Below are 25,487 nucleotides of genomic sequence, written 5' to 3'. Positions count from 1 at the left end.
CCCCGGAATGACGACGATGGGAGAGTCACACAAACACCGTGTGATCGATCGGCGTCGTCGGTACCACGTAGCCGTACCGCGTATTCGACGGCTCGGCGCCGGCCTTCTCATATTGCGCCTTCATCATCGCGAACCGATCGTCCTTCAGCTCCAGCATCGCGCGCTTCGGCTGGATGTTGTAGAGCCGCGCATTGTTGTCGCCGAAGATCGCGGTCTTGACCGGGCCGTCGGCTGGGCCGAGCGGCGCGTAGCCGAACTTCTTCTGCATCACCTCGGGAATTTCCAGCCGTCGCAGCCCCTCGATTTGCCATTGCGGCGCGCCGGTCCACAACGCGTCGGTGCCCCAGCAGACGTGATCGACGCCGAGCCCCTTGATCAGGGTACCCATCAGCGCGGCGCAGACATTAGGCTCGGCGACCAGCGTGGTCGCGAACAATTGCCCGACGTCGCCATAGACGTTATTGACGCCGTATTGCGCGGGGATGTCGGCGAGATCAGAGGTCCAGGCGATCCGGCCGGTGCGCTCGAATTCGGCGAGCGCCACCTTTGGATCGCCGCCGACATGGCGATAGGACGAGTGATAGATCACGAAGTTGAGCTGCGGCCAGTCCTTGGCGGCCTGGCCGACATCGGCGACGTCGGCGAAGCCGCGCAAATTCGGATACTGCTTCTCGATCCCGGGAGGGAACAGGCCCTTGTGGACGCAGACATTCTTGATGCCCGCCTTCACCATCTTCTCATAGCCCTTGTAGGTGACTTTCTCGTCGTCCAGCCGCCAGGGGTAGCGGCTGATCTCCTTGTGGGTATTATCGCCGATCGTGTAGCCCTTGCAGGATTCCGGATTCAGGGCGAGCGCGGCATCGAGCTTGTCAAGCCAGCCGGGCTGCCCTGGCGTGAAGATGGCGTGGCAGAACACGCGGCGCGAGCCGGCTTCGTCGTTCATCTTCTTGCGGGCGTCGGCCATCTGCTCGTTGGTCAGGAACCAGTCCTGCTCGATATCCGACGGCGCCGACGAGATCAGCGCGATCTTGGTGTCGCTGTCGAGAAACATCTCCTTCTTGTAGTTGTTGAACTTGAGGTCCTCGATGGTCTGCTCGTGGTCGTTGAGCTCCTTGTTCCACCCGGCCTTGCCGACCGCCTTGCGCATCTCGACGAAGCCCATGATGCGGGTGTCGTCGCGCAGGAAATGGGTGTGCATGTCCATGATGAACTGGTCCTTCAGTCCATTGGCGCGCGCCTCGGCGATCGCCGGTGTCGCTGCCTCCGCCGGCGTCACGTCGAACAGCGGACCGTAGACCTGGTTCATCGCGACAAAGGAGGCGGCCATGCCGGCCGCGGTCTGGAAAAATCTTCGGCGGTCGAGGCCTTGTTTGCCGCCGAGATCGTCGGCCATGGCGAGCAGCCGCGCCTCGACCTCGCGCTGCCGCTCATTCTGCGGATCGGGATAGAACTCGTCGCTGGAGACGATCTGGGTCGGGATCGGCGTCTGGTATTGGCAGAGTTCGGAGGGCATCAAGGCGGCAAGTTCTTGCTCGGTCAGATTGCTGCTCATACTTCGCTCCCGCTTCGCGCCGGATGTTTCCGGTCGGACCGCGGGGAGACTAAGCTCAACTCAATCCGTCGTCCGTGCGGAACGCCGGCGACCGTGTTCACAAAATCGTGCACTGGATCTGCGGTCGTAAAACGCCGGCGTTGCGCGTTCACTCGCAGCCTTACGCAGGCGCTGCTATGCTCGATCGCACCGGACGAAGAATCCGAGCCGCAGGGGAGACCAGGCATGACCCATTTCGACGATCCGCGCCCCGACCATTTGCGACGCACCGTCATCAAGGGCATTGGCGTTGCAACGGCGGCCAGTGTGCTCGGGGCGCCGGCGCAGGCCGCAACGGCGATCCCAGCCGAAGGCGAGATCTGGAGCAGCGAGTATTGGGCGAAGAAGGGCGACGTTCCGCTGTGGATGTTTCGCAAGCGGGTCGGCGCGCCGAAGCCGGGCGAGCCGGCGCGGCCGGTCGTGTTCTTTGTCCACGGCTCGTCGGTGACCTCAAGGGCCTTCGACCTCACGGTGCCCGGCAAGGGCGAATATTCGCTGCTCAACGCCTTCGCGCGCTTTGGCTTCGATTGCTGGACCATGGATCATGAGAATTACGGGAAGTCAGGCCGCACGTCAGGCAATGCGGACATCGCGAGCGGCGTCGAGGATTTGAAGGCCGCCGTGGACGTGATCGCCCGCGAGACCGGGCAGACGAAATATCACTTCGTCGGCGAATCCTCCGGCGCGCTGCGCGCGGGCGCCTACGCAATGGCGGCCCCTGATCGAATCGACCGGCTGGTGTTCGCGGCCTTTACCTACAAGGGCGAGGGCTCGCCGACATTGGCGAAGCGCGCCGAGCAACTCGCCTATTATCGCAGCCACAACATGCGCAAGCGCGACCGTGACATGATCCGCTCGATCGCGACCCGCGATAAACCAGGCACGTCGGATCCTGCGGTGATGGAGGTGCTGGCCGATGTCGAGATGCAGTTCGGCGACCAGATTCCGACCGGCACCTATCTCGATATGACCGCCAACCTGCCGGTGGTGCATCCGGAGAAGGTGCTGGCGCCGGTGCTGCTGGTGCGCGGCGAATATGACGGCATTGCCGCCGTTCCAGATCTCGAGGAGTTCTTCAACAAGCTGCCGAACGGCGACCGCCAATTTATCATCTTGCCCGGCACCGCACATTCGGTGGCGCTTGCGATCAACCGCGAACTGTTCTGGCATGTGACACGGGCCTTCCTGACCATGCCGGCACCGGTCGTCACTTAAGCGATGTCGTTCCGGGGCGTGCGAAGCACGAACCCGGAACCTCGAGATTCCGGGTTCGATGCTATGCATCGCCCCGGAATGACATCTGAAAATTTTTGGCAGCCGATGTCGGAAGTCCCCCACCCAGTTCGTTCTCGGGGCACAACCCGCAAAAAAGGAGCGCCTTGATGTCCAAACTGGTCTTCATCAATCTGCCGGTCAGCAATCTCGCCCGTGCCACCGCCTTCTACGAGGCGATCGGCGCGACCAAAAATCCGCAATTCTCCGACGACACCGCCTCCTGCATGGTGATATCAGAGACCATCCACACCATGCTTTTGACCCACGACAAATTCCGGCAGTTCACGCCCAAGACAATCTCCGACGCCAAGACCACGAGCGAAGTGCTGATCTGCCTCTCCGCCGATAGCCGTGACGCGGTCGACGACACCGTGAGCAAGGCCAGGGGCGCCGGCGGCACCGCCGATCCGTCGCCGAAGCAGGATTATGGCTTCATGTATGGCCGCAGCTTCGAGGATCCCGATGGTCACATCTGGGAAATGATGTGGATGGACGTCGAAGCCGCGACCAAGGCGCAGTCCGCTGCGGCGGACGCCTGATCGCATTAAGCGGGGCATGACAGTTTGCTTAATAGCTGAACCGCAATCCCACGCCGCCATGGATGGTGTTGCCGACCGGCTGCGGGCCGGCGGTGCCGTTGAGGAAGAGGTCGGCGACCCAGCCCTTGTTGATGCGGAAGCCGACCCGGCCGCCGTATTCGAACCAGCCCTGGTTGCCGATCGTCGGCACGATGGTCCCGTCGCCGGTGACGGTGGCGACGATGCCGGAATGGGTGGCGAAGGATTGCACCCAGCCGCCATTGATATTGGCTTCGATGTTCGATCCGAACAGATGCGTCCACTGGCCGCCGACCTTGACCAAATTGGTGCGATCGGTGCCGTCGGCGATCGACGCATTGAACGGATTGAACACGACGGTGGCATCGCTGTAGCCCTTGACCCGCTGCCACAACTGCCAGACTTCGACCGAGGCCGCGACCTCGTCACGCGGCGACAGGCGGCTGATCCAGCCCGCGCGGCCGTAGACGCCGTAGTTCTCGCTCGTTGTCTCGCCGGTGACCGACACCGGTCCGAGGCTTGTCGTGTAGCTGCGGGTGTAGCGCACCTTTTCGAACGGCGAGAGAATCGTGCCGATGTCGAAGAACGGCCGCGACGAGCCCCAATCGACGAAGTCATAGCGCAGCGCGAAGGCGCCGATCGGTGCGCTGGTGATGTTGTAGCCGCCCTCGCCGTACTGCGTGTAGGCGATGCCGGCAAGCAGCGACAGGTTCGGCGTGAGGGTCTTGCGGCCGTGGATGCCGGCCGAGAACGAGCCGGCTGAACCGAACGCACTGATGCAGTCGTCGCAATTGACCTGTTCGTTGACGCCGAGCAGCACCGAGCCGAGCACACGGTTGGTGATCATCTGGTTGAAACGCTGGTCGGCCAGGCCATTGATCGAGCCGCCGCTCGATGGCGCGCCGGTGATTGGCGTCGGTGTGGGTGTCGGAGTGGGCGTAGGCGTCGGGGTTGGAGTAGGCGTGGGCGTGGGCGTGGGCGTAGGCGTTGGCGTGGGGGTTGGTGTCGGAGTAGGTGTCGGCGTTGGAGTGGGGGTCGGGGTAGGCGTTGGCGTGGGTGTCGGAGTTGGCGTAGGTGTCAGCGGCGCTTCCTGGGCCCGTGCGGGAGTTACCGCAAGCGTCGACGTCGCCACCAACGTGATGGCAAGCGCCTGGCCAAGGCGTCGACCAAATCCAGCAGAACGCGCTTGCGAAGGCTGCGATCCATCCCGCATAAAGGGTCGTCGAACGCTCACGGTCGCCTCACTGGCTGGCTAAACTGTTTGAAGCCTCCTCGCATGGACATTTGTCCACTCAGGTTTTCAATCTTGTGCGAGATCCAATGGATCTGATCTGCTATTTGCATCCTGGCTGGCGACCGCTGATCCGCCCGGCGCCTGCGCTGCGCGACTGGATGGACCGAACGCCGGAATCGTTCGCCTATCGCTGTCTGCCCCTGAATACCGCCAACGCGCATGGCTGGGAGTTGCTCAATCCCTGCGCCTTCGATGCCTGCTGGAACGGAGAGACCGACACCGGCGCTGTTACGATCAGGGCGCAAGCAGATGGATCTGTCGCGAGCCATGCGACGTCCCTGTTCGGGCAGGGTATCCTCACATTCCACATTCCCGGCATCTTTCGCACGCCTTCGGGATGGAATTTGTGGGTCGGCGGTTCGCCGAACCGTCCGAAGGACGGGATTCATCCGCTGACCGGAATCGTCGAAACCGATTGGTCGCCGTTCACCTTCACCATGAACTGGCGCTTTACCCGTCCGAACCACTGGATTCATTTCGAAGCCGGCGAACCGATCTGCTTCTTCTTTCCGGTTCAGCGCGCGCTGTTCGACGACGTCGAGCCCGTAATGGCGCCGATCGATGCCGAGCCGGATCTGCTCAACCGCTTTCAGGAATGGAGCAGGGGACGCGACAGCTTCGTGTTGCAAATGGCCGATCAGCCGCCGCCGGCTCCCGCCGACAGGTGGCAGAAGCATTACTACCGTGGCGTCGATATGAGCGGGAAAGAGCAGGTCGCGGACCATCGCACGCGGCTGCGACTCAAGCCGTTCGATGTTTCGGCCGTTCCCGATCTGTCGGAGTCGCCGGTTGCGACGGTCTCCAGCGTAGGGTCCGCCGCGCCGAACCAGGCCGCGCAGCAGAATACGCCGCAATCTCAATCCAGGCTCGACCTGCGCAAGCGCGAGTGGCTGCTGGACACGCTGGAGCGGCTGCGCACGCTGTCGCCGCAATATCAGGATATCGAAAGGCGCGCGGCGCTGAGCAGCGACGAATTCCTCGATCGTTACTATGCAGCCAATCGCCCCGTCATCCTGACCGGTGAAATGTCCGCCTGGCCCGCGCTGGCGAAATGGACGCCGACCTATCTCAAGCGTGCCGTCGGCAATGTCGAAGCAATGTCGGCGCTGCACCCGGACATGGGATTTCCGGACAAATTCCTGACCCGCGACGGCGAGCATCCCAACGGCACGATATGGATCGGGCCGGCGGGGAGCCTGACCTCGCTGCGCTACAATCTCACCAACAATCTGATCGCGCAGGTGGTGGGACGCAGTCGCTTGCTGGTGCTGCCGGCCGCGGAGGTCGGCAAGCTCTACAACCATCAGCACGTCTTCAGCGAGATCGCGGATATCGAGGATCCTACGCTGCCGCTGTCGCGTTTCCCGCAGCTCGCCGACGCAAACTTCACCGAAGTGACGCTGATGCCCGGCGAGATGCTTTTCATGCCGGTGGCGTGGTGGCATCAGGTTCGCTCGATCGATTTCAGCGTCACCGTCACCTACACGAATTTCCGCTGGCCGAACGACGCTGGCAGAAGCTTTCCGGTCCCCTGATCGGTGCGTGCCTGAGGACATGCTCATCGTCCGCACAGCATGCCGGTGGGATCGTCGTCGACCGGCGGCGTCACCGGCGTCGCGTCGGCATATTGGGTGACCGTGCATAGTCCTGCCGTCTGGCTGCAGGTCGCGGCAAACGTCCAGAGCGGGTTGTTGGCTTTCTGGATCGTGATGCGGCCGCCGGTCGAGGTGATGATCGCGGTGTCGCCGGGCTTGGTCAGCTCGACGCACTGGAAGTTCGTGGTGCAGACGGTCGCAGCACCCTCCTGCAGGACAATGGTGCTCTTGCCCCGCTGCGACAGCGTGTCGATGATGGTGCCGCGAACGCCGATGGTCGCAAGCGGCGTCGTGATCTTGTAGGCGGCCTTGTCCGAATGGCCGGTGACGAAACGGAACGCACCCGACGTCAGCCGGATCGCGACATCGCGATAATGATGTTCGTCGTCGAACACGGTGCGGTCGAGCTTGAGCGTCGAGCCCGGCCCGAGCGAGAGGTTGGTGCTGTCGGCCATCACCAGCCGCGTCGCGCTGTCGGCGCCGGTGCGAACGGTCTCGTCGCGCAGCAGCGCATCGCCGACGTTGATCTGCGTTGTCGATGAGGCGGCGACACGAACGACTTCATTCTTGACGACGGCGGCTTCGCCGACGCGGGTCTGCGCCTGAACGGGAGTTGCCGTCAGCGCGACTACAAAACCGAATGAAAGAATTGAGAGAAAGCTGCGAGGCGAATTCATTTCAAAACCGATCGACCTGTCCCGACATCGTACCGGATCGCGCACGCATCTGATGTTGTAATTTTATCACAAGCAGCGCTGAGTTGACTCGGATGGTTAGTGTCGGTGAATTCGAGATGCGTTCAACGTGATGGACATGAAAGTGACTTCCGATCACACTCGTCACGTACATCACGTCAGACAAGTTCGACGTACCTCACACATCGCTCACACTCGCCTCGGTCGCATCACATTCGATCCGTGAAAACCGTATCCGAATCCCCTTCTGTTCTGCGGCGTCCGGCCGCGCGTACAGCGATTATCGCTGCCGCGATCTTCGTCGCGGCTCAGGTCGTGCTGCTGCTCGGAATCGCCACGCCGGACAAGCTCTATTTCGACGAGGTGCATTACGTGCCGGCGGCGCGGCAGCTGCTGTTGCCGGCGATTGAGGGGCCGATCCTCAACCCGATGCATCCGCCGCTCGCCAAGGAGATCATTGCGCTCTCGATCAAGGCGTTCGGCGACGGGCCGCTGGGATGGCGTTATCCTGCGACGCTGTTCGGTGCGTTCGCGCTGGTCGGCGTTTATCTCTGTGCGCTGGCGCTGTTCGCATCGCAGGAGCGCGCGATCGCAGCTGTGCTGCTGGCGTTCTTCAATCAGATGCTATTTGTCCAGTCGCGGATCGCGATGCTGGATATTTTCGCGCTTGCCTTCAGCCTGTTTGCGATCGCGGCCTTCATCCATGGTTTCAGGCAGAGCCGACCGCAGCTCGCCTTTGCGCTGGCGGGGTTTGCCGTCGGCTTGTCGATGGGCTGCAAATGGAGCGGGCTGTTCGTGCTCGCGACCTGTATTGCGATCGTCGCATTGATCCGTCTGATGCAGAGCTGGCGCACGCGCTTTGCCGACGGCAATGATGAGGACTGGTACCGGCCGGATCAATGGCCGGATCTCCGCGTCCATCACGTCGTCGGCTGCTTCATGCTGATTCCGGCGGTCGTCTATCTCGCGACTTTTGTGCCGCTGTACGGCCTCTCGTTCTCCGACCTCATGGAGGCGCAGCGCCGCATCTTTGCCGACAACACCACGACTGCGATCGCCGGTCATCCCTATTCGAGCACATGGCCGTCCTGGCCGTTCCTGGTGCGGCCGGTCTGGTATCTGTTCGAAAAGGTCGACGACGGCCGGATCGCGGCGGTGGTGTTTCTCGGCAATCCGCTGATCCTGTGGCCCGCGCTGATCGCGCTCACGGTGGCGCTCCGCGACTGGATCGTCGCGCGCAAGCGCGATGCGTTCCTGGTGCTTGCGTTCTACCTCGGCCCGTATCTCGCCTGGGCGTTGCTGCCGCGCACGCTCGGCTTCATCTATTATTATCTGCCGGCTGCGACCACGGCGAGCCTTGTGCTGGTCTATGCATTGACGCGCAAGGGCGCGCCACGCTGGCTGCTATGGGCGTTCGTCGCGGTCGGCGGCGCGGGCTTCGTCGCGATGCTGCCAATCACGGCGGCGTTCATCGAGACGTCGATGGCGACGTTCAACCGGCTGATGCTGTTCCAGAGCTGGATCTGAGACGCTGCGATCTCAGAAGCCGAACCAAGAGATCCGGCTCCAGGAGATGTGGTGCCGGTGGAAACTCGGCAAATAGATCGGGAACGGCTCCCAATAGGCGAAGTGCCGGTAGTGGCGATGGGCGTAACGGCGATGGCGGCGCGGCGCCGGTTCGGCCGCAGCCGGCTGCGGTGATGCCTCCGCGGCCTTCGGTGTGATCGACGGACGCGGCACGCTTGCCGGCGTCTCGCCTTGCGCCGGCACCGCGGGCGCTGCCGCCGCCGGTGCCGCTGCGTCCTTTGGCGTGGGGGCGTCTTCGGCATGCGCGAGCGACAAGCCGAAGGTCAGCAGTGCCGCAATGGCAATGCCCGTCAGTTGCTTCTTCATGTCGAGATTCCCCCAGGGGCAATTCGCCGTGGCTGCTCAGCCGTCGCGGTCGGTGGAAATGGACTTTTGAAATTGAGCCATCCGCCTGGCGTTGCCGACAGGCGGATCGAAAACGGGGAGGCTATTGCGACGCCGTCTTGGTGTCCATGTTGACAACCTGCACGCGGCGGTTCGCCGGGTCCATCGGCGCGTTCGGGTCCTTCGGCCTGTCCTTGCCGTAGCCGACGGTCACCAGGTTGGAGCCGTTCAGGCCGTAGCGCTGGACCAGGTATTTCTTGATGGTGTCGGCGCGGCGCTCCGACAGACCCTGGTTATAGGTTTCGCCGCCGACCGCATCGGTGTGGCCGGCGACGACGAAGGTCGAGCCCTTCAGGCTGGCGTCGGACAGCGCCTTGCCGAGCTCCTGCACGGCCTGGTTCGACTCCTTGCTGATGTCAGCCGAATTGTAGTCGAAGTGAATCTCCAGATCGATCTTCGGCTTGTTCGAGGCGATCTCGGCGATCTCCTGGCGCTCACCGAGCGACAGCGACCGGGTCTGCCGGTTGCGGACCGTGTTGAGGAAGCTCGATTCCTTGACCGATATGGCCGGGTCGACCTGCGGGCCGGCCGACAGGCCGCGAGTGACCGGTTTCGGCTTCAATGCGTTCAGGATCTGGGCGGCGGGGACGGTGTCGTCACCAGCCAGTGCGAGGCCCGCCGTCATCGACAGCACGGCGCCGATCGTCAGAAGAGACAGGGAGAGAGAGCGGGTCATGGTGTTCATCCTCGACTGTGACGCCAGCCAACCTTGGCTTGCTGTCAATTTGATGCCGGGACAGTAGAACCGGTTCAAAGCCCTGAATGTGATCTAGGTCACGTTGAGATTCCCGTGCCGTTCCGCCATCGCTGCGACGGCGAGGACGGGCGAGGGGCACTTTCTGGAATTCCGTCCCCAGAGCTGCGCACCAGCGGCGCGTCGCACCGTCGTTGAATCGGGTTCGAGCGTCCCATTTCCCTGTGTGATCTGTATCACGGTAGAGAATTGTGCGCCGGATCACATTGCACCCATCGGATGAGGACCTCCCGGGCAGCACGCCCCGAGGTCACGCAAGGGGAGAGTGGATCATGCGGCGGCTTTTGATTGCAGCTCTATCACTGGCGGGATTTCTGGTCGGCACAGATGCGGCGCTCGCCGACAAGCGGGTGGCCTTCGTGGTCGGCAACGGCGCCTACAAGAACGTGGCCCAGTTGCCCAACCCGGTGGCCGATGCAAAGGCGATGGCCAAGCTGCTGCGCAATGTCGGCTTCGAGGTTGTCGAGGGATCGAACCTGACCCGCGACAAGATGACGGAGAAGCTGCTGGACTTCGGCAAGAAGGCGGAGGGCGCCGACGTCGCGCTGTTCTTCTATGCCGGCCACGGCATCGCGGTGAACGGCATCAACTATCTGCTGCCTGTTGACGCCGACCTCAAATCCGAAATGGACGTCAAGCTTGGTGCGGCGATCAACGTCGATCTCACGCTCGAGCAGACCATGAGCGATGCCAAGGTCAAGCTGGTGCTGCTCGATGCCTGCCGCGACAACCCGTTTGCCGCCAAGATCCGTTCGGCCAAGGCGACCCGCAGCGTCAGCGTGGAGACCGGCCTTGCCGAGATGAAGTCGGGCGAGGGCACCCTGATCGCATTTGCGACCGGCCCCGGCCAGACCGCGCTCGACGGCGAGAACGGCACCAACAGCCCGTTCACCCGCGCGCTGCTCGCCAACATTGCGACCCCTGGCGTCGAGATCCAGCAGGCCATGACCAAGGTCCGCGCCCAGGTCAACGAGGAGACCAACAAGGGCCAGCTGCCTTGGGGCCACACCAATTTGATCGGCACCGTCTATCTCAACCCGACGGCGGCGGCGGCCTCGTCCGAAACCGCGACGACCGAAGCTGCGGCTTCGTCCGGGACCGGCTCCGAGGTCGAGCTCGAATTCTGGCGCTCGATCAAGGACACCAACAAGGTCGAAGAGCTCAACGCTTACCTGACCAAGTATCCGAACGGCACCTTCAAGCCGATCGCGCTCGCCCGTATCGCTTCGCTGCAGGACGGCCCGTCGACCACGACGCGTAACCTCACCACCGGCACCGGCACCGATCCTGCGACCTTCAACGAGGAAGCAAGCCAGATGACCGAGGATCAGCTTGGGCTCGATCGCAACCAGCGTCGCGACGTGCAGCGCCGCCTCACCGGCCTCGGCTTCGACGTCAAGGTCTCCGGCAAGTTCGACGATGCGACCCGCGGCGTGATCACCCGCTGGCAGGCGGCCCGGGGCTATCCGAAGAGCGGCTATCTCAACGCGCTGCAGCACAAGGCGCTGCAGACCGAGATCCTCGCGAGCCGCGTCGCGTCCGCCTCCAGCGACGAGTCCGACGACGAGCCCCGTCCGTCGCGTCGCCATGGCGGCGGCGGTGGCGGCAGCCGTCACTATCATCATGGCGGTGGCGGTGGCCCGGGCGCCTTCTTCGGCGGCATGATGGGTGGACTGTTCCGCCACTGAGGTTAGTAATCCGAATTTCGACATCAAAGGCGGCCTCATGGGGCCGCCTTCTTCGTTGATGACGCTGATGTGTGGCTGATATCCGCCGGACCGCTCTGCAAAACCGCACGAATCTAGCTACATTGCTCCCAAATGCCCCGCCCGACCGAACCCCTTGCCCTGAGCGATGCCTCTGCCCGCCGCATCTGGCTGCGCGCGCAGCGGCTCGATGCAAAGGCGCCATTCGGCGAAGGGGCGGCAGCCGTCGCCGCCGCCGTCGACCATCTCGGCTACGTGCAGATCGACACCATCAACGTGATCGAGCGCTGCCACCACCACATCCTGTTTTCCCGGATCCCGAATTACCGCCGCGCCGACCTCAAGCAGGCGCAGAGCGCGGACAAGAGCGTGTTCGAATACTGGACGCATGCGCTGTCCTACATTCCCTCCAAGGACATCGGCTTCTTCCTGCCGGCAATGAAGGCGCACAAGCGCGAGGGCCACAAATGGTTCTCGTCGGTCACGCCATCAGATACGCGCAAGGTGATGCGGCTGCTGCGCGCCGGTCCGCTCACCATCCGCGACATCGACGACGACGTGCTGACCGAGAAGGAGCATCTCTGGCAGAGCCGCAAGCCGTCGAAGCGCGCGCTGCAGCTCGCCTTCTATGGCGGCGTGGCCACGGTCAGCGAGCGCACCGGCATGCTGAAGACCTACGAGCTGATGATCAGGCATTTTGGCTGGGACAAGCCGCCGAAGCCGGCGTCGGCATCCGGGTTCATCGCCTACCTGCTCGACCGTGCGCTGCGCTCGCAAGGAATCGTCAGTCTGGACTCGATCTGCCATCTCGACGCGCCGAGCAAGAAGGCGGTGCGCCGCTTGATCGACGCGCGTGTTCGCCGCAAGGAGCTGGTGCCGCTTGCGCTCGAAGGCGCCGGCAAGCAGGAGCATTGGGCGCGGCCCGACGTGCTGGAGCCGGCCGCTGAGGGCGATCCTGATCTCGTCCACATCCTCTCGCCGTTCGATCCCCTGATCATCCAGCGCAAGCGCACCGAGTTGATTTTCGGCTACGGCCATCGCTTCGAGGCCTATGTGCCGAAGCAGAAGCGCCTGTTCGGCTATTTCGCGCTGCCGGTGCTGGTCGGCGACGAGATCGTCGCCGCCCTCGACCTGAAGACCGACCGGCAGAACAAAAAGCTCCTGATGCAGAAATGGAGCTGGGTCGGGCCGGGCAAGAAGCAGGCCGCGCGCAAGGAGCTGAAGCGCCGCATCGAGGACGAACTGGATCGGTTCGAGCGGTTTCAGTTGGCGGAGTGAGCCTGAGTCTCTCCCCCGTCATTGCGAGGAGCGAAGCGACGAAGCAATCCATCTCTCCACCTGCGGCGCTATGGATTGCTTCGCGGAGCCTGTCATCGGGCGGCGCTTTGCGCCGACCCGTTGGCTCGCAATGACGGAGGTGGCGCAGCCGATCATTCCGCCCAGGCTCCCGTTCCACGCTGTGGGCTATGAGTTTTTGCCATTGCTCAATGCGCTCGCACCCAATAATCGTCAAGACAAGCAAGACCCGGGGGAAACACATGAGCCAGACCGCGACCATCGCGCCGAATAGCGCCGCGCGCAGCGAGATCGAAACATCAACCATCCGCGCGATTTCCTGGCGGCTGATCCCGTTCCTGATCCTGGCCTACTTCTTCTCCTATCTCGACCGCGTCAATCTCGGCTTCGCGGCGCTGACCATGAACGCCGAGCTGAAGTTCTCGCCGCTGGTGTTTTCCTTTGGTGCCGGCATCTTCTTCATCGGCTATTTCATCTTCGAGGTGCCGAGCAATCTGGCGCTGGAGAAGTTCGGCGCCAGCCGCTGGATCGCCCGCATCATGGTGAGCTGGGGCATCCTCTCGGCGCTGATGGCGACGGTTTATGACGAGCGGAGCTTCTACGCGGTGCGCTTCCTGCTCGGCGTGGCGGAGGCCGGCTTCTTCCCCGGCATAATCCTCTATCTCACCTATTGGTACCCGGCCCAATATCGCGCCCGCTTCCTTGCCGCATTCGCGCTCGCCGTTCCGGTCTCGACCGTGATCGGCGCGCCGATCTCGGGCATGCTGCTCGGGCTCGACGGCGCGATGGGGTTGAAGGGCTGGCAGTGGCTGTTCGTGATCGAGGGCGTGCCCTCGGTGCTGCTCGGCATCGTCACCTGGTTCTATCTCACCGACAGCCCTGAGAAGGCCGACTGGCTCTCGGCCGAGCAGAAGGCGTGGCTGAAGTCGAAGCTCGATGCCGAGGTTGCCGCCAAGCAGGCGGTGAAGCACGTCTCGCTCGGCGAGGCGCTGACCTCGCCCAAGGTGCTCGCGCTCAGCGCGATCTATTTCGGCTTCGTCGCCGCGCTCTATGGCATGCAGTTCTGGCTGCCGCAGATCGTCAAGGCGTTCGGCCTCACCAACGTGCAGACCGGCTTCGTCACTGCGATCCCCTATCTGTTCGGCACCATCGCGATGATCCTGTGGGCGCGCCATTCGGACGCGACACGCGAGCGCGTGCTTCACGTCGGCGGTCCGCTGCTGCTCACCGCGCTGGCGCTCGGCGTCTCCAGCTACATCAGCGATCCCATCCTGACCATGATCGTGCTGACGGTGGCCGCGATCGGCGTGTTCTGTACGTTCGCGGTATTCTGGACGCTGCCGACCGCCTGGCTCTCCGGCACCGCCGCCGCCGGCGCCATCGCGCTAATCAACTCGATCGGCAACCTCGCCGGCTTCGGCGGGCCCTATCTGATCGGCTGGGTCAAGGAATCCACCGGCAGTACGTCGACGGGCCTGCTGGTGCTGGCGCTGCTGCCGCTCGCAGCCGGCCTGCTCGCCTGCCTCGGCGGGCATGAGACGAAGACGGAGTTCGCGGGGGCAAAGTAGCTTCTGATGGGTAGCCCGGATGCAGCGAAGCGCAATCCGGGATATTTCTCGCCGCTGAGTGTGCTGTCCCGGATTTCGCTGCGCTTCATCCGGGCTACGCCATTTCCCAAAACCCCTGTTCAACGCCCCGCTAATCATGGCCAAGCTCACGAATTGGTGTTCACTGACGAATATTGACATTTATCAGTGATCAATTGATACTCTTCATCAGTCGTCAGCCGATGGAGATTGTCCGATGTTCGTCCATTCCGTTTTGTCCAGCTATTCCAGGCTGTTGACTGGAGCGTTACTGGCATTTGCGGTGCTCGCGCTGACCGGCTGCAACGAAAAGGCGGCCGAAAAGGCCGATCCGGGACGCCCCGTGCTGGTGGCGACCGTCCATTACGAAGCCGAGACCCCTGAGCGCAGTTTTGTTGGCACGATCAAGCCCCGGATCGAAGCCGACATGGGCTTTCGGGTTGCCGGCAAGGTGGCCAAGCGGCTGGTCGAGGTCGGGCAGACAGTCGATATCGACCAGCCCTTGGCCACCCTCGACGAGATCGATCTGAGGCTGCAGGCCGAGCAGGCCGATGCCGAGTTCCGCGCCGCCACCGGCGTGCTGGCGCAGGCGGCCGCCGCCGAGCAGCGCGCCAAGGATTTGAAAGCCAAGGGCTGGGCCACCGACGCGGCGCTCGATTCCGCCAAGGCGGCCGGTGACGAGGCCCGCGCGCGGCTCAACCGTGCCGAGCGCTCGGTCGAGCTGACCAGGAACTCCCTGTCATACGCAACGCTGGCGGCCGACACCCGTGGTGTCGTCACAGCGACCATGATCGAGCCCGGCCAGGTGGTTGCCGCGGGCCAGGCCTCGATCCGTGTCGCCCGACTTGGCGAGAAGGAGGCGGTCGTCGCGATCCCCGAGACGCTTCTTGCTCGCGCCAAGTCGGGCGTTGCCACGGTCACGCTGTGGTCGGACGCCAAGAGGACCTATGCCGCGAAGCTGCGTGAGGTTGCACCGTCTGCCGATCCCGCAACCCGCACCTATCTCGCAAAATTCTCGCTGCCCGACGTTGGCGACGACGTCTCGCTCGGCATGACCGCGACGCTGACGCTGGCCGATGGCGCGACCGAACGGGTGGCGAAGCTGCCGCTGTCGGCACTATACAGCCAGGGCGGCGATCCCTCGCTCTACATCGTCGACGACAAGGGCGAGATCGCGCTGAAGCCGGTCAAGGTGAAGTCCTACGACAGCAATTGCGTCATCATATCAGGCGGTGTCGACGACGGCGCCAAGGTGGTCGCGCTCGGCGTGCAGAAGCTCGATCCGAGCCAGAAGGTGCGGGTCGTCTCGTCACTGGCGTTCTGATCATCGCAATCACGGCGAAAACGATTTTCCGATTTGGAGAGTGACATGAAGCGCTTCAATCTGTCGGCTTGGGCGGTCAGCCATCAGACGCTGGTGCTGTTCCTGATGGTCGTGCTCGCCGCCGCGGGCTACTTCTCCTATCAGAAGCTCGGCCGCGCCGAAGATCCGTTCTTCACCGTGAAGGTGGTGAACGTCTCGGTGATGTGGCCGGGTGCGACCTCGCAGGAAATGCAGATGCAGGTCGCCGACCCGATCGAGAAGAAGCTGCAGGAGCTGCCGTTCTTCGAGAAGGTGCAGACCTATTCCAAGCCGGGCTTCACGGCGATGCAGGTCACCTTCCGCGATTCGACGCCGCCGAAGGACGTACCCTATCTCTTCTACCTCCTGCGCAAGAAGCTGGTCGACGTGCAGGGCGACCTGCCGGCCGGCATCCTCGGCCCCGTCGTCAACGACGAATTCTCCGACGTCGATTCGATCCTCTACATGATGACCGGCGAGGGCGCCGATTACGCCCAGCTCAAGACCGCCGCCGAAGGTTTTCGCCAGCGCATGCTGAAGGTACCGGGGGTGACCAAGGTCGACCTCTACGGCATCCAGGACCAGCGCATCTTCGTCGAATTCTCGCATGCCAAGCTTGCCACGCTGGGTATCACGCCGCAGGCGCTGTTCGATTCGCTGGCCAAGCAGAACAACGTGACGCCGGCCGGCACGGTCGAAACCTCGTCGCAGCGGGTGCCGCTCCGCGTCACTGGCGCGCTCGATGGCGTCAAGGCGGTGGCCGAAACGCCGGTCGAGAGCAACGGCCGCGTGTTCCGCCTCGGCGACATCGCCACTGTCACCCACGGCTATGTCGACCCGCCGAGCTTCGTCGTGCGCCAGGAAGGCAAGCCGGCGCTCGGTATCGGCGTCGTCACCGCCAAGGGTGCCAACATCCTCGAGCTCGGCAAGGACGTCGAGAAGGCCACCGCCGAATTCATGAAAGCCGTGCCACAGGGCATCGAGGTCAAGCAGATCGCCGACCAGCCCCAGGTGGTCGAGCATGCCGTCGGCGAGTTCATGCACTCCTTTGTCGAAGCGCTCGCGATCGTGCTGTTCGTCTCCTTTGTCGCGCTCGGGTGGCGCACCGGCATCGTGGTGGCGCTCTCGGTGCCGCTGGTGCTCGGCATCGTCTTCATCGTGATGAACGCAATGTCGCTCGACCTGCATCGCATCACGCTGGGCGCCTTGATCATCGCGCTCGGCCTTCTCGTCGACGACGCCATCATTGCGGTCGAGATGATGGTGGTGAAAATGGAACAGGGCTGGGACCGCTTTCGTGCGGCGTCCTTTGCCTGGGAATCCACTGCGTTTCCGATGCTCACGGGAACGCTGGTCACAGCCGCTGGCTTCCTCCCCATCGGCTTTGCCAATTCGGCGGTCGGCGAATATGCCGGCAGCATCTTCTGGATCGTGGCGATCGCACTGGTCGCCTCCTGGTTCGTCGCGGTGATCTTCACGCCCTATATCGGCGTCAAGCTGCTGCCGAACATCAAGGTCCATGCCAACCACGATCCGCACGCGGTCTACGAGACGCGGATGTACCGGGGCCTGCGCAGCATTGTTCAATGGTGCGTCGAGCACCGCATCAAGGTGGTGGTGGCGACCGTCGGCATTTTCGTTGCCTCGATCGTCGGGTTCGGCCATGTCCAGCAGCAGTTCTTCCCGCTGTCGGAGCGGCCCGAGCTATTCCTGCAACTCCGCCTGCCCGAGGGCACCGCCTTCAACGTCACCGAGAAGGCCGTCAAGAAGGCGGAGGCGCTGCTCAAGGACGACCAGGATATCGCGACCTATACGTCCTATGTCGGCCAGGGCTCGCCGCGTTTCTGGCTCGGCCTCAACCCGCAACTGCCGAACGAGGCCTTTGCCGAGATCGTCATCCTCTCAAAGAACGTCGATGCGCGTGAGCGCATCAAGGCGAAGCTCGAGCAGGCCGTCGCCGACGGCGCGCTCAATGAGGCGCGGGTGCGGGTCGATCGCTTCAACTTCGGGCCGCCGGTCGGCTTCCCGGTCCAGTTCCGCGTGATCGGGCCCGATGCCAACAAGGTGCGCGACATCGCCTATCAGGTGCGCGAGGTGATGCGCCAGAATCCGAACGTCAAGGACGTCCAGCTCGACTGGAACGAGCAGTCGCCCTACCTGAAGCTGGTCGTCGATCAGGACCGCGCCCGCGCGCTCGGCCTGACCCCGCAGGATGTCTCGCAGGCGCTGGCCATGCTGATCTCGGGTGCGCCGGTCACCACCATCCGCGACGGCATCGAGAAGGTTGGCGTGGTCGCCCGTGCCGTGCCGTCCGAGCGGCTCGATCTTGGCCGTGTCGGCGATCTCACGATCACAACGCGCAACGGCGTGGCGGTGCCGCTGCAGCAGATCGCCAAGATCGAATATGCGCATGAGGAGCCGATCCTGTGGCGGCGCAACCGCGACATGGCGATCACCGTGCGCTCCGACGTCGTCGACGGCGTGCAGGCACCCGATGTCACCACCCAGATCGCGCCGAAGCTGAAGGAGATCCAGGATCATCTCGAGCCAGCGTACCGGATCGAGCCGGGCGGGGCGTTCGAGGAATCCGCCAAGGGCAATGCGTCGATCTTCGTCCTCTTCCCCGTCATGGTGATGGTGATGCTGACGCTGTTGATGATCCAGCTGCAGAGCTTCTCCCGCCTGTTGCTGGTGTTCCTGACCGCGCCGCTCGGCATCGTCGGCGCCTCGCTCGGACTCAACGTCGCCAACCAGCCGTTCGGCTTCGTGGCGCTGCTCGGCCTGATCGCGCTGGCCGGCATGATCATGCGCAACGCGGTGATCCTGGTCGATCAGATCGAGACCGATGTCTCGCACGGACTGACGCGGCGCGAGGCGATCGTGGAAGCCACTGTCCGGCGTGCCCGGCCGGTGGTGCTGACGGCGCTTGCGGCCATCCTGGCCATGATCCCGCTGTCGCGCTCGGCGTTCTGGGGGCCGATGGCGATCACCATCATGGGCGGTTTGTTTGTTGCGACCTTCCTGACCTTGCTGTATCTGCCGGGTCTTTACGCCCTCTGGTTCCGCAAGACCCTCGAGGAAAGCGGACCCAGCGAGCAAACCGATACCGCGCCGCAGCATGCAGCCGAGGGAGAGCTCGCATTTCCCCTTGCTGAGGCGGCCGAATAAATGAACATTGAGTAGACCAGCATGACAGTGATTTCGGAACACGTCGAACCTGACACCCGCGAGCGTATTGTCGTGGTGGCGGAGCGTCTGTTCCGGCAGATCGGCTACCAGAAGACCACGGTGGCCGACATCGCCAAGGAACTGCGCATGAGCCCCGCCAACGTGTACCGCTTCTTCGAATCGAAGAAGGCGATCCACGAAAGCGTGGCGCGCGGCCTGATGGGCGAGGTCGAGATCGAGGCGCAGCGCATCGCAAGGTCTGAGGGGCCGGCTGCGACGCGTTTGCGCGACATGATGACAACCATCAACCGCATGAACACGGAGCGCTATGTCGGCGACTCCAAGTTGCACGAGATGGTCGAAATCGCGATGCAGGAAGACTGGGAGGTCTGCACCGCGCATATGGAGCTGATCGCCGCAACCATCGGCCAGGTCATCGCGCAAGGCGCCGCGTCGGGCGAATTCGAGGTCAGGGATCTGCAACTCGCCGCAATGTGTGCCTGCACCGCCATGATGCGCTTCTTCCACCCGCAGATGATCGCCCAATGCGCGACCAAGCCGGGTCCCTCGATCGACGAGATGATCGATTTTGTGATCGCGGGACTGTCGCCGCGCGCCAAGGTGAATTGACCAAACTTGACTGACGCATTCGTCAGTTGACTCTCCCGTCATTCCGGGTCGATGCGTAGCATCGAACCCGGAATCTTGAGATTCCGGGTCTGGTCCTTCGGACCATCCCGGAATGACGCCGGTGATTGTTTGCCGCGTCCGATCAGAGAGAGCGCTCCGTGACCGCGAAAGACCTGCATTTCTACGAGCCGAAGAACGGCCACGGCCTCAAGCACGATCCGTTCAACGCCATCATCGCGCCGCGTCCGATCGGCTGGATTTCCTCGCGCGACCCCAAGGGCAACGTCAACCTCGCGCCCTACAGCTTCTTCAACGCCTTCTGTTACGTGCCGCCGATCATCGGCTTCTCCTCGACCAACTGGAAGGACAGCGTCGCCAATATCCAGGAGACCGGCGAGTTCGTCTGGAATCTGACGACCATGGACCTCGCCAAGCACATGAACGCGACCGCGGCGCATGTCGCGCGCGACGTCGACGAGTTCAAGCTGGCGGGGCTGACGGCCGAGCCGGGCAAGCTCGTCAACGTGCCGCGCGTCGCCGAAAGCCCGGTCGCCTTCGAATGCAAGGTGAGCCAGATCATCCAGCTGCAGGGCGCCGACGGCAAAAAGGCCGAGGCCTGGCTGACGCTCGGCGAGGTCGTCGCCGTCCATATCGACAAGGCCTTCATCAAGGACGGCGTCTACCAGACCGGGCTCGCCCACCCGATCGTCCGCGCCGGCCGCCGCGGCGACTATTTTGAGATCAAGCCGGAAAACATGTTCGAGATGATTCGGCCGGACTAATCCGGTCCGGCGGGGAAAGCCGGGCAGGGAAATATCAAGCCGTCATTGCGAGCGAAGCAATCCACCCCTCCGCGTGTGGGATAGATGGATTGCTTCGTCGCTACGCTCCTCGCAATGACGGAAGAGGGCGCTGCAGCATCGCGAACTCGTCTACCCGTTGCCATGAAACGGTCACTCGCAACCGGGCAAAGAGCAGACTAACCTCTGGTTGCCAGGCCGGATCAACGGCCGGCCAATACAGTGGGAGGATGCGATGACACGTCACGAGCGGCGCGATCCAACGGCCGCGGTTTCACGACGAACCCTTGTCCAGGGCCTTGCGATCACGGCGGCGAGTGCAACCGGCATCGGCAGTGCGCTGGCCCAGAATGCCCCCGCGCCGGTCGGGCCGCCGACGACGATCACCAGCCCGCCGCGCGATTTCAGCCCGCGGGGCGCGCCGACCACCTATTTCTGGGACCCTGACGTCATCGCGGTCGATCCGGCCTTTAACGATCTTGCGCAGCCGAACACCTCGATCACGCGCCTCTACACCGGCGTGTTATGGGCCGAAGGCCCGGCCTGGAGCTCGCAGGGCCGCTATCTGCTGTGGAGCGACATCCCGAACAACCGGCAGATGCGCTGGTCCGAGGATGACGGCCATGTCAGTGTGTTCCGCACGCCCTCAAACTACAGCAACGGCAACTCGTTCGACTTCCAGGGCCGCCAGCTGTCCTGTGAGCATCTCACCCGCCGCGTGACGCGCTACGAGAACGACGGCTCCGCGACCGTGCTCGCGGACGCCTACAACGGCAAGAAGCTGAACTCGCCGAACGACATCGTCGCGCATCCCGACGGCAGCTACTGGTTCACCGATCCGCCTTATGGCGGCCAGCTCTACGAGGGCGAGCCCGACGCCGCGGGCGGCTCGAGCAATCCGGCCGGCAAGCTCAATCCCCGGATCGGCCAGCCGGCGGGCTTCACGCCGTTCAAGCGTGAATTGCCGACCAACTGCTACCGCATCGATCCGTCGGGCCGCATCGATCTCGTGGTGAGCGAGGATCAGGTGCCCGATCCGAACGGCATCTGCTTCTCGCCCGACTACAAGAAGCTCTACGTCGTCTCGACCGGCAAGGGGCCCGGCGACACCGGTCCGGGCGGCAAGGGCGACGTGTTCGTGTTCGATGTCGGCGCCGACAACAAGCCCACCAACGGCAAGCGGTTCAGCGATTTCACGATCGACGGCGTGAAGTGCGGACCGGACGGCATCCGCTGCGACGTCAACGGCAATGTCTGGTGCTCGAGCAATGCCGGGCGCGCCGTTGGTTATAACGGTGTGACGGTGTGGTCGCCGGAGGGCAAGCTGCTTGGGCGTATCCGGCTGCCGGAGGTCTGCGGCAACATCACCTTCGGCGGCCCCAAGCGCAATCGCCTGTTCATGGCCGCAAGCCAGTCGCTCTACGCGGTCTACACCGCGACCCAGGGGGCGGGGCTGGCCTAGCTATCCGAAACATGGCGCCGGCGCGACCCGCCGGCGCCATCCCGGGCTACCTGATTGTCGCACCTCATGTTTCGGAACTGAACGCGTGGCCTGCCGTTAACAAAACGGCGCTCTTGCCGCGTCAATTTCGCTTTATTTTGCAGGCGAAGTGTTCACCGGCGGCCGGCAACTTCCGCTAAGATGCCGTACCGCGCCGATTCATGAGGACATCACCATGAGCTTCCGCCGCGACACCATCACCAAGCCGATCTTTTCCTGGGCGCGTGGCGTGCTGCCGGCGATGTCGGACACCGAGCGCGAGGCGCTGGAAGCCGGCGACGTCTGGTGGGATGCCGATCTCTTCACCGGCAATCCCGACTGGTCGAAGCTTTTGGCATTCGCGCCGGCCAAGCTGACCGATGAGGAGCACGCCTTCCTGCACGGTCCGGTCGACGAGCTCTGCGCGATGCTCGACGAATGGAAGATCAATTGGGAATGGCGCGATCTGCCGCCCGAGGTCTGGGACTTCGTCAAGCGCAACAGATTCTTCGGCATGATCATCCCGAAGGAATTCGGCGGCCTCGGCTTCTCGCCCTATGCGCATTCCGAAGTGGTGCGTAAGATCTCCTCGCGCTCGCTGACCGCGGCCGTCACCGTGATGGTGCCGAACTCGCTCGGGCCCGGCGAATTGTTGATGCGCTTCGGCACCAAAGAGCAGCAGGAGAGATGGCTGCCACGGCTGGCCGACGGCCGCGACATTCCCTGCTTCGGCCTGACCAGCCCGGAGGCCGGCTCCGACGCCGCCTCGATGATCGACACCGGCATCATCTGCAAGGGCGATTTCGAGGGCCGCGAGGTGCTCGGGCTGAAGCTGAACTGGCACAAGCGCTACATCACGCTGGGCCCGGTCGCGACGCTGCTCGGTCTCGCCTTCAAGGCCTATGATCCCGATCATCTCGTCGGCAGCGAGGACGACCTCGGCATCACGGTGGCGCTGATCCCGACGCATCTTCCCGGCGTCTCGATCGGCCAGCGCCATCTGCCGGCGATGCAGGTATTCCAGAACGGCCCGAACTGGGGCCGCGACGTCTTCATTCCGCTCGATTACATCATCGGCGGGCAGGAGCGGATCGGCCAGGGCTGGAAGATGCTGATGACGGCGCTCGCCGCCGGCCGCGGCATCTCGCTGCCGTCGCTGTCGGCGGCAGGCGCCGCCTATGCCGCGCGTACCTCTGGTGCCTATGCCCGCATCCGCGAGCAGTTCGGCATCTCGATCTCGAAGTTCGAAGGCATCGAGGAGCCGCTCGCCCGCATCGCGGCGACCGCCTATCTGCTCGATGCGGCGCGGCGGCTGACATGTGCTGCGCTGAACGAAGGGCATCATCCCGCCGTGATCTCCGGCATCATGAAGCTGCACGCCACCGAGCGGATGCGGATCGCGATCGACGACGCCATGGACATTCACGGCGGCAAGGCCGTGATCGACGGGCCGCAGAATTATCTCGGCGGGCTCTACCGCTCGGTGCCGGTCGGCATCACGGTCGAAGGCGCCAATATCCTGACCCGCAATCTGATCGTGTTCGGGCAGGGTGCGATCCGCGCCCATCCCTATTTGCTGCAGGAGATGAATGCACTCGGCGAGCCCGATCGCGAGAAAGGCCTGACCGACTTCGACACCGCGTTCTGGAAGCATGTCGGTCACAGCTTTGCGACCATGTTCCGCGCCTGGGGCCGCAACTGGACCGGCGGCCTGTTCGCGCCGGCGCCGGATGCCGGCGAGGCGACCGGGTTCTATCGCCAGCTCTCGCGCTATTCGTCGGCGTTTGCGCTGTGCGCCGACATGGCGCTGTTGACGCTCGGCGGCGCGCTGAAGCGCAAGGAGATGCTCTCCGCGCGCTTTGGCGACATCCTGTCCGAGCTCTATCTGCTCTCCGCCGTGTTGAAGCGTTGGCAGGACGAGGGCCGGCAGAAGGAAGATATTCCCGTGCTCGAATGGTGCCTGGCGACCGGCTTCAAGACCATCGAGAACCGCTTTGCGGAAATATCAGCCAATCTGCCGAACCGTTTTGTCGGCGTGATCCTGAAATTCCTGATCCAGCCGTTTGGCGCGCGCGTGGTCGGGCCGTCCGACCGCGTCGTGCATCAATGCGCCCAGCTCGTGCTGTCGCCATCAGCGGCGCGCGACCGCCTGACGCCAGATCTTGCCTTTGTCGATGACGATCGCGGCGTCGCGCGGCTGGAGAAGGCCTTCCGGCTCGTGGTTGATGTCGAGGATGCCGCCAAACGGATGCATGCCGCGCGGCTGCACGACTGGCAGGACGCGGTCAAGAAGGGCGTCATCACCCAGGCCGAGGGCGAGAAGCTCGCCGCTGCGCAAGCGGCCGTCGCAAAAGTCATCGAGGTCGACGATTTTGCGCCGGAGGCGCTGTCCCCGATTTACAAGAAATCCGCCGACGTGCATCAGTTCTTCCAGGAGCTTGGAGAGCAGAGGGCGGCGAGCTGATGGCGCGACCAGTCTTTATCGTCGACGGCAGCCGGACGCCGTTCCTGAAAGCGCGCTCCGGTCCCGGCCCGTTCACGCCGGTCGACCTCGCCGTGCAATGCGGCCGGCCGCTGCTGTCGCGCCAGCCGTTTGCGTCCACCGCCTTCGACCAGGTGATCCTCGGCTGCGTCAACGTCATCGCCGACGAGATGAACCCGGCGCGGGTCGCGGCCTTGCGGCTCGGCATGGGCGAGAAGATGATCGCCTTCACGGTGCAGATCAATTGCGGCTCCGGCATGCAGTCGATCGACACTGGTTACCGCTACATCCGCGAAGGCGTGTCCGATCTGATCCTGGCCGGTGGTGCCGAGGCGCTGAGCCACGCGCCGCTGGTCTGGCCCAATGCCGGCGTGCGCTGGTTTGCGGGGTTAGCCGGCGCCAAGGGGCTGGGCGCCAAGATCATGGCGGCGCTGAAGGTGAGGCCGAGCTATCTCAAGCCGATCATCGGGCTGGAGCGCGGACTGACCGACCCGATCACCGAGCTCAACATGGGGCAGACTGCCGAGAAGGTCGGCCATCTCTTTGGCATCACCCGCGCGCAATCCGATGCCTACGCCGCCGAAAGCCACAAGCGGCTCGCCAACGCGCAGTCGCAGGGCTTTCTCAAGGGCGAGGTCGAAACGTCCTTCGGCCGCGACGGCAAGTTCTACGACCATGACGACGGTGTCCGCCCGGACTCGACGCCGGAGACGTTGGCAAAACTGAAGCCGGTGTTCGAGCGTCCATGGGGCCAGGTCACCGCCGGCAATTCCTCGCAGATCACCGACGGCGCCTCTTGGGTGATCCTTGCCTCCGAAGCCGCGGTGGCAAAGCACGGGCTGACGCCGAAGGCCGTCATCCTCGACAGCCAATGGTCGGCGCTCGATCCCTCGATCATGGGCCTCGGCCCGGTGCTGTCGGCGAGCGCGCTGCTGAAGCGCAACGGGTTGACGCTGCAAGACGTCGAGACCTGGGAGCTGAACGAGGCCTTTGCCACCCAGGTGCTCGGCTGTCTGGCCGCCTGGAACGACGACAAATTCTGCCGCGAGATTTTGGGCCTTGACGGCGCCGCGGGCGAGATCGACCGCGCCAAGCTCAATGTCGATGGCGGCGCGATCAGCCTTGGCCATCCCGTCGGCTGCAGCGGCAACCGCATCGTGCTGCATCTTGTCAATGCGATGAAGCGGCTCGGCACCAAACGCGGCGTCGCCACCGAATGCATCGGTGGCGGGCAGGGTGGCGCGATGTTGATTGAGACGGTGTGA

19 protein-coding genes are annotated in these 25,487 nt (G+C 63.8%); 14 read left to right on the top strand and 5 right to left on the bottom strand.

Annotated elements, in window-relative coordinates; genetic code table 11:
• Positions 1 to 25 precede the first annotated feature (25 nt).
• Entirely contained in the window at positions 26 to 1,552 is a 1,527-nt protein-coding gene (locus UP10_RS06550; protein ID WP_044586556.1) for an amidohydrolase family protein, read from the bottom strand.
• Positions 1,553 to 1,777: 225 nt separating this feature from the next.
• Here UP10_RS06550 and UP10_RS06545 point away from each other — a divergent pair, with 225 nt between their 5' ends.
• The gene (locus tag UP10_RS06545; protein WP_050043577.1) at positions 1,778 to 2,806 is read left to right on the top strand and encodes an alpha/beta hydrolase; all 1,029 of its coding nucleotides are present in this window, start codon (positions 1,778 to 1,780) and stop codon (positions 2,804 to 2,806) included.
• 167 nt (positions 2,807 to 2,973) lie between these two features.
• The gene (locus UP10_RS06540; protein WP_044540549.1) at positions 2,974 to 3,405 is read left to right on the top strand and encodes a VOC family protein; all 432 of its coding nucleotides are present in this window, start codon (positions 2,974 to 2,976) and stop codon (positions 3,403 to 3,405) included.
• Between the two features lie 28 nt (positions 3,406 to 3,433).
• Here UP10_RS06540 and UP10_RS06535 read toward each other — a convergent pair whose 3' ends face one another.
• Positions 3,434 to 4,636, bottom strand: coding sequence for a hypothetical protein (locus UP10_RS06535; RefSeq protein ID WP_502692170.1), 1,203 nt, complete (start codon positions 4,634 to 4,636; stop codon positions 3,434 to 3,436).
• 107 nt (positions 4,637 to 4,743) lie between these two features.
• On the opposite strand from UP10_RS06535, the gene UP10_RS42520 reads away from it, so the two are divergent.
• The gene (locus UP10_RS42520; protein WP_063775365.1) at positions 4,744 to 6,252 is read left to right on the top strand and encodes a DUF6065 family protein; all 1,509 of its coding nucleotides are present in this window, start codon (positions 4,744 to 4,746) and stop codon (positions 6,250 to 6,252) included.
• A 23-nt stretch (positions 6,253 to 6,275) separates the two neighbouring features.
• Here the strand turns inward: UP10_RS42520 and UP10_RS06525 are convergent, their stop codons facing one another.
• Positions 6,276 to 6,989, bottom strand: a complete 714-nt coding sequence (locus tag UP10_RS06525; protein ID WP_044586555.1) for a FecR family protein — start codon at positions 6,987 to 6,989, stop codon at positions 6,276 to 6,278.
• Positions 6,990 to 7,229: 240 nt separating this feature from the next.
• Between UP10_RS06525 and UP10_RS06520 the strand changes: the two genes are divergently transcribed.
• A complete protein-coding gene (locus UP10_RS06520; protein WP_044586554.1) occupies positions 7,230 to 8,534 on the top strand; it encodes a phospholipid carrier-dependent glycosyltransferase in 1,305 nt (434 codons plus the stop codon).
• Between the two features lie 12 nt (positions 8,535 to 8,546).
• Here the strand turns inward: UP10_RS06520 and UP10_RS06515 are convergent, their stop codons facing one another.
• Complete coding sequence (locus UP10_RS06515) at positions 8,547 to 8,900, bottom strand: hypothetical protein (RefSeq protein ID WP_044586553.1); 354 nt, start codon at positions 8,898 to 8,900, stop codon at positions 8,547 to 8,549.
• 121 nt (positions 8,901 to 9,021) lie between these two features.
• Positions 9,022 to 9,654 carry an OmpA family protein gene (locus UP10_RS06510; protein ID WP_156179686.1) on the bottom strand — a complete coding sequence of 211 codons (633 nt, stop codon included), beginning with the start codon at positions 9,652 to 9,654 and terminating at the stop codon, positions 9,022 to 9,024.
• Between the two features lie 350 nt (positions 9,655 to 10,004).
• Here UP10_RS06510 and UP10_RS06505 point away from each other — a divergent pair, with 350 nt between their 5' ends.
• The 10 genes from UP10_RS06505 (at position 10,005) to UP10_RS06455 (ending at position 25,487) form a co-directional block, all read left to right on the top strand.
• Positions 10,005 to 11,420: a caspase family protein gene (locus UP10_RS06505; protein WP_044586551.1), complete on the top strand. Its 1,416-nt coding sequence runs from the start codon at positions 10,005 to 10,007 to the stop codon at positions 11,418 to 11,420.
• 132 nt (positions 11,421 to 11,552) lie between these two features.
• Positions 11,553 to 12,716 (top strand): winged helix-turn-helix domain-containing protein, encoded by a 1,164-nt coding sequence (locus UP10_RS06500; protein ID WP_044586550.1) that lies wholly within the window; start codon positions 11,553 to 11,555, stop codon positions 12,714 to 12,716.
• A gap of 260 nt (positions 12,717 to 12,976) precedes the next feature.
• Positions 12,977 to 14,302 (top strand): MFS transporter, encoded by a 1,326-nt coding sequence (locus tag UP10_RS06490; protein WP_044586548.1) that lies wholly within the window; start codon positions 12,977 to 12,979, stop codon positions 14,300 to 14,302.
• 235 nt (positions 14,303 to 14,537) lie between these two features.
• Positions 14,538 to 15,644, top strand: coding sequence for an efflux RND transporter periplasmic adaptor subunit (locus UP10_RS06485; RefSeq protein WP_044586547.1), 1,107 nt, complete (start codon positions 14,538 to 14,540; stop codon positions 15,642 to 15,644).
• Positions 15,645 to 15,689: 45 nt separating this feature from the next.
• Positions 15,690 to 18,830: an efflux RND transporter permease subunit gene (locus UP10_RS06480; protein ID WP_044586546.1), complete on the top strand. Its 3,141-nt coding sequence runs from the start codon at positions 15,690 to 15,692 to the stop codon at positions 18,828 to 18,830.
• Between the two features lie 21 nt (positions 18,831 to 18,851).
• The gene (locus UP10_RS06475) at positions 18,852 to 19,460 is read left to right on the top strand and encodes a TetR/AcrR family transcriptional regulator (protein WP_044540537.1); all 609 of its coding nucleotides are present in this window, start codon (positions 18,852 to 18,854) and stop codon (positions 19,458 to 19,460) included.
• 158 nt (positions 19,461 to 19,618) lie between these two features.
• A complete protein-coding gene (locus UP10_RS06470; protein ID WP_044586545.1) occupies positions 19,619 to 20,242 on the top strand; it encodes a flavin reductase family protein in 624 nt (207 codons plus the stop codon).
• Between the two features lie 253 nt (positions 20,243 to 20,495).
• The gene (locus UP10_RS06465; RefSeq protein ID WP_044586544.1) at positions 20,496 to 21,722 is read left to right on the top strand and encodes an SMP-30/gluconolactonase/LRE family protein; all 1,227 of its coding nucleotides are present in this window, start codon (positions 20,496 to 20,498) and stop codon (positions 21,720 to 21,722) included.
• A gap of 214 nt (positions 21,723 to 21,936) precedes the next feature.
• Complete coding sequence (locus tag UP10_RS06460) at positions 21,937 to 24,204, top strand: acyl-CoA dehydrogenase (RefSeq protein WP_082077008.1); 2,268 nt, start codon at positions 21,937 to 21,939, stop codon at positions 24,202 to 24,204.
• On the top strand, positions 24,204 to 25,487 hold the full coding sequence (locus UP10_RS06455) for an acetyl-CoA C-acetyltransferase (protein ID WP_044586543.1): 1,284 nt from the start codon (positions 24,204 to 24,206) through the stop codon (positions 25,485 to 25,487). Before UP10_RS06460 ends, UP10_RS06455 begins: the two co-directional genes overlap by 1 nt.

The organism is Bradyrhizobium sp. LTSPM299, from assembly GCF_000938235.1.
GTDB lineage: Bacteria > Pseudomonadota > Alphaproteobacteria > Rhizobiales > Xanthobacteraceae > Bradyrhizobium.
The sequence above is the reverse complement of the archived record's forward strand: the minus strand, read 5'-3'. Positions and strand labels throughout refer to the sequence as shown.

Bases quoted from the DNA above. Each gene is read 5' to 3' on its own strand.
- UP10_RS06550 (WP_044586556.1), bottom strand. From the start codon at position 1,552: ATGAGCAGCAATCTGACCGAGCAAGAACTTGCCGCCTTGATGCCCTCC.
- UP10_RS06545 (WP_050043577.1), top strand. From the start codon at position 1,778: ATGACCCATTTCGACGATCCGCGCCCCGACCATTTGCGACGCACCGTC.
- UP10_RS06540 (WP_044540549.1), top strand. From the start codon at position 2,974: ATGTCCAAACTGGTCTTCATCAATCTGCCGGTCAGCAATCTCGCCCGT.
- UP10_RS06535 (WP_502692170.1), bottom strand. From the start codon at position 4,636: ATGCGGGATGGATCGCAGCCTTCGCAAGCGCGTTCTGCTGGATTTGGT.
- UP10_RS42520 (WP_063775365.1), top strand. From the start codon at position 4,744: ATGGATCTGATCTGCTATTTGCATCCTGGCTGGCGACCGCTGATCCGC.
- UP10_RS06525 (WP_044586555.1), bottom strand. From the start codon at position 6,989: ATGAATTCGCCTCGCAGCTTTCTCTCAATTCTTTCATTCGGTTTTGTA.
- UP10_RS06515 (WP_044586553.1), bottom strand. From the start codon at position 8,900: ATGAAGAAGCAACTGACGGGCATTGCCATTGCGGCACTGCTGACCTTC.
- UP10_RS06510 (WP_156179686.1), bottom strand. From the start codon at position 9,654: ATGACCCGCTCTCTCTCCCTGTCTCTTCTGACGATCGGCGCCGTGCTG.
- UP10_RS06505 (WP_044586551.1), top strand. From the start codon at position 10,005: ATGCGGCGGCTTTTGATTGCAGCTCTATCACTGGCGGGATTTCTGGTC.
- UP10_RS06500 (WP_044586550.1), top strand. From the start codon at position 11,553: ATGCCCCGCCCGACCGAACCCCTTGCCCTGAGCGATGCCTCTGCCCGC.
- UP10_RS06490 (WP_044586548.1), top strand. From the start codon at position 12,977: ATGAGCCAGACCGCGACCATCGCGCCGAATAGCGCCGCGCGCAGCGAG.
- UP10_RS06485 (WP_044586547.1), top strand. From the start codon at position 14,538: ATGTTCGTCCATTCCGTTTTGTCCAGCTATTCCAGGCTGTTGACTGGA.
- UP10_RS06480 (WP_044586546.1), top strand. From the start codon at position 15,690: ATGAAGCGCTTCAATCTGTCGGCTTGGGCGGTCAGCCATCAGACGCTG.
- UP10_RS06475 (WP_044540537.1), top strand. From the start codon at position 18,852: ATGACAGTGATTTCGGAACACGTCGAACCTGACACCCGCGAGCGTATT.
- UP10_RS06465 (WP_044586544.1), top strand. From the start codon at position 20,496: ATGACACGTCACGAGCGGCGCGATCCAACGGCCGCGGTTTCACGACGA.
- UP10_RS06460 (WP_082077008.1), top strand. From the start codon at position 21,937: ATGAGCTTCCGCCGCGACACCATCACCAAGCCGATCTTTTCCTGGGCG.
- UP10_RS06455 (WP_044586543.1), top strand. From the start codon at position 24,204: ATGGCGCGACCAGTCTTTATCGTCGACGGCAGCCGGACGCCGTTCCTG.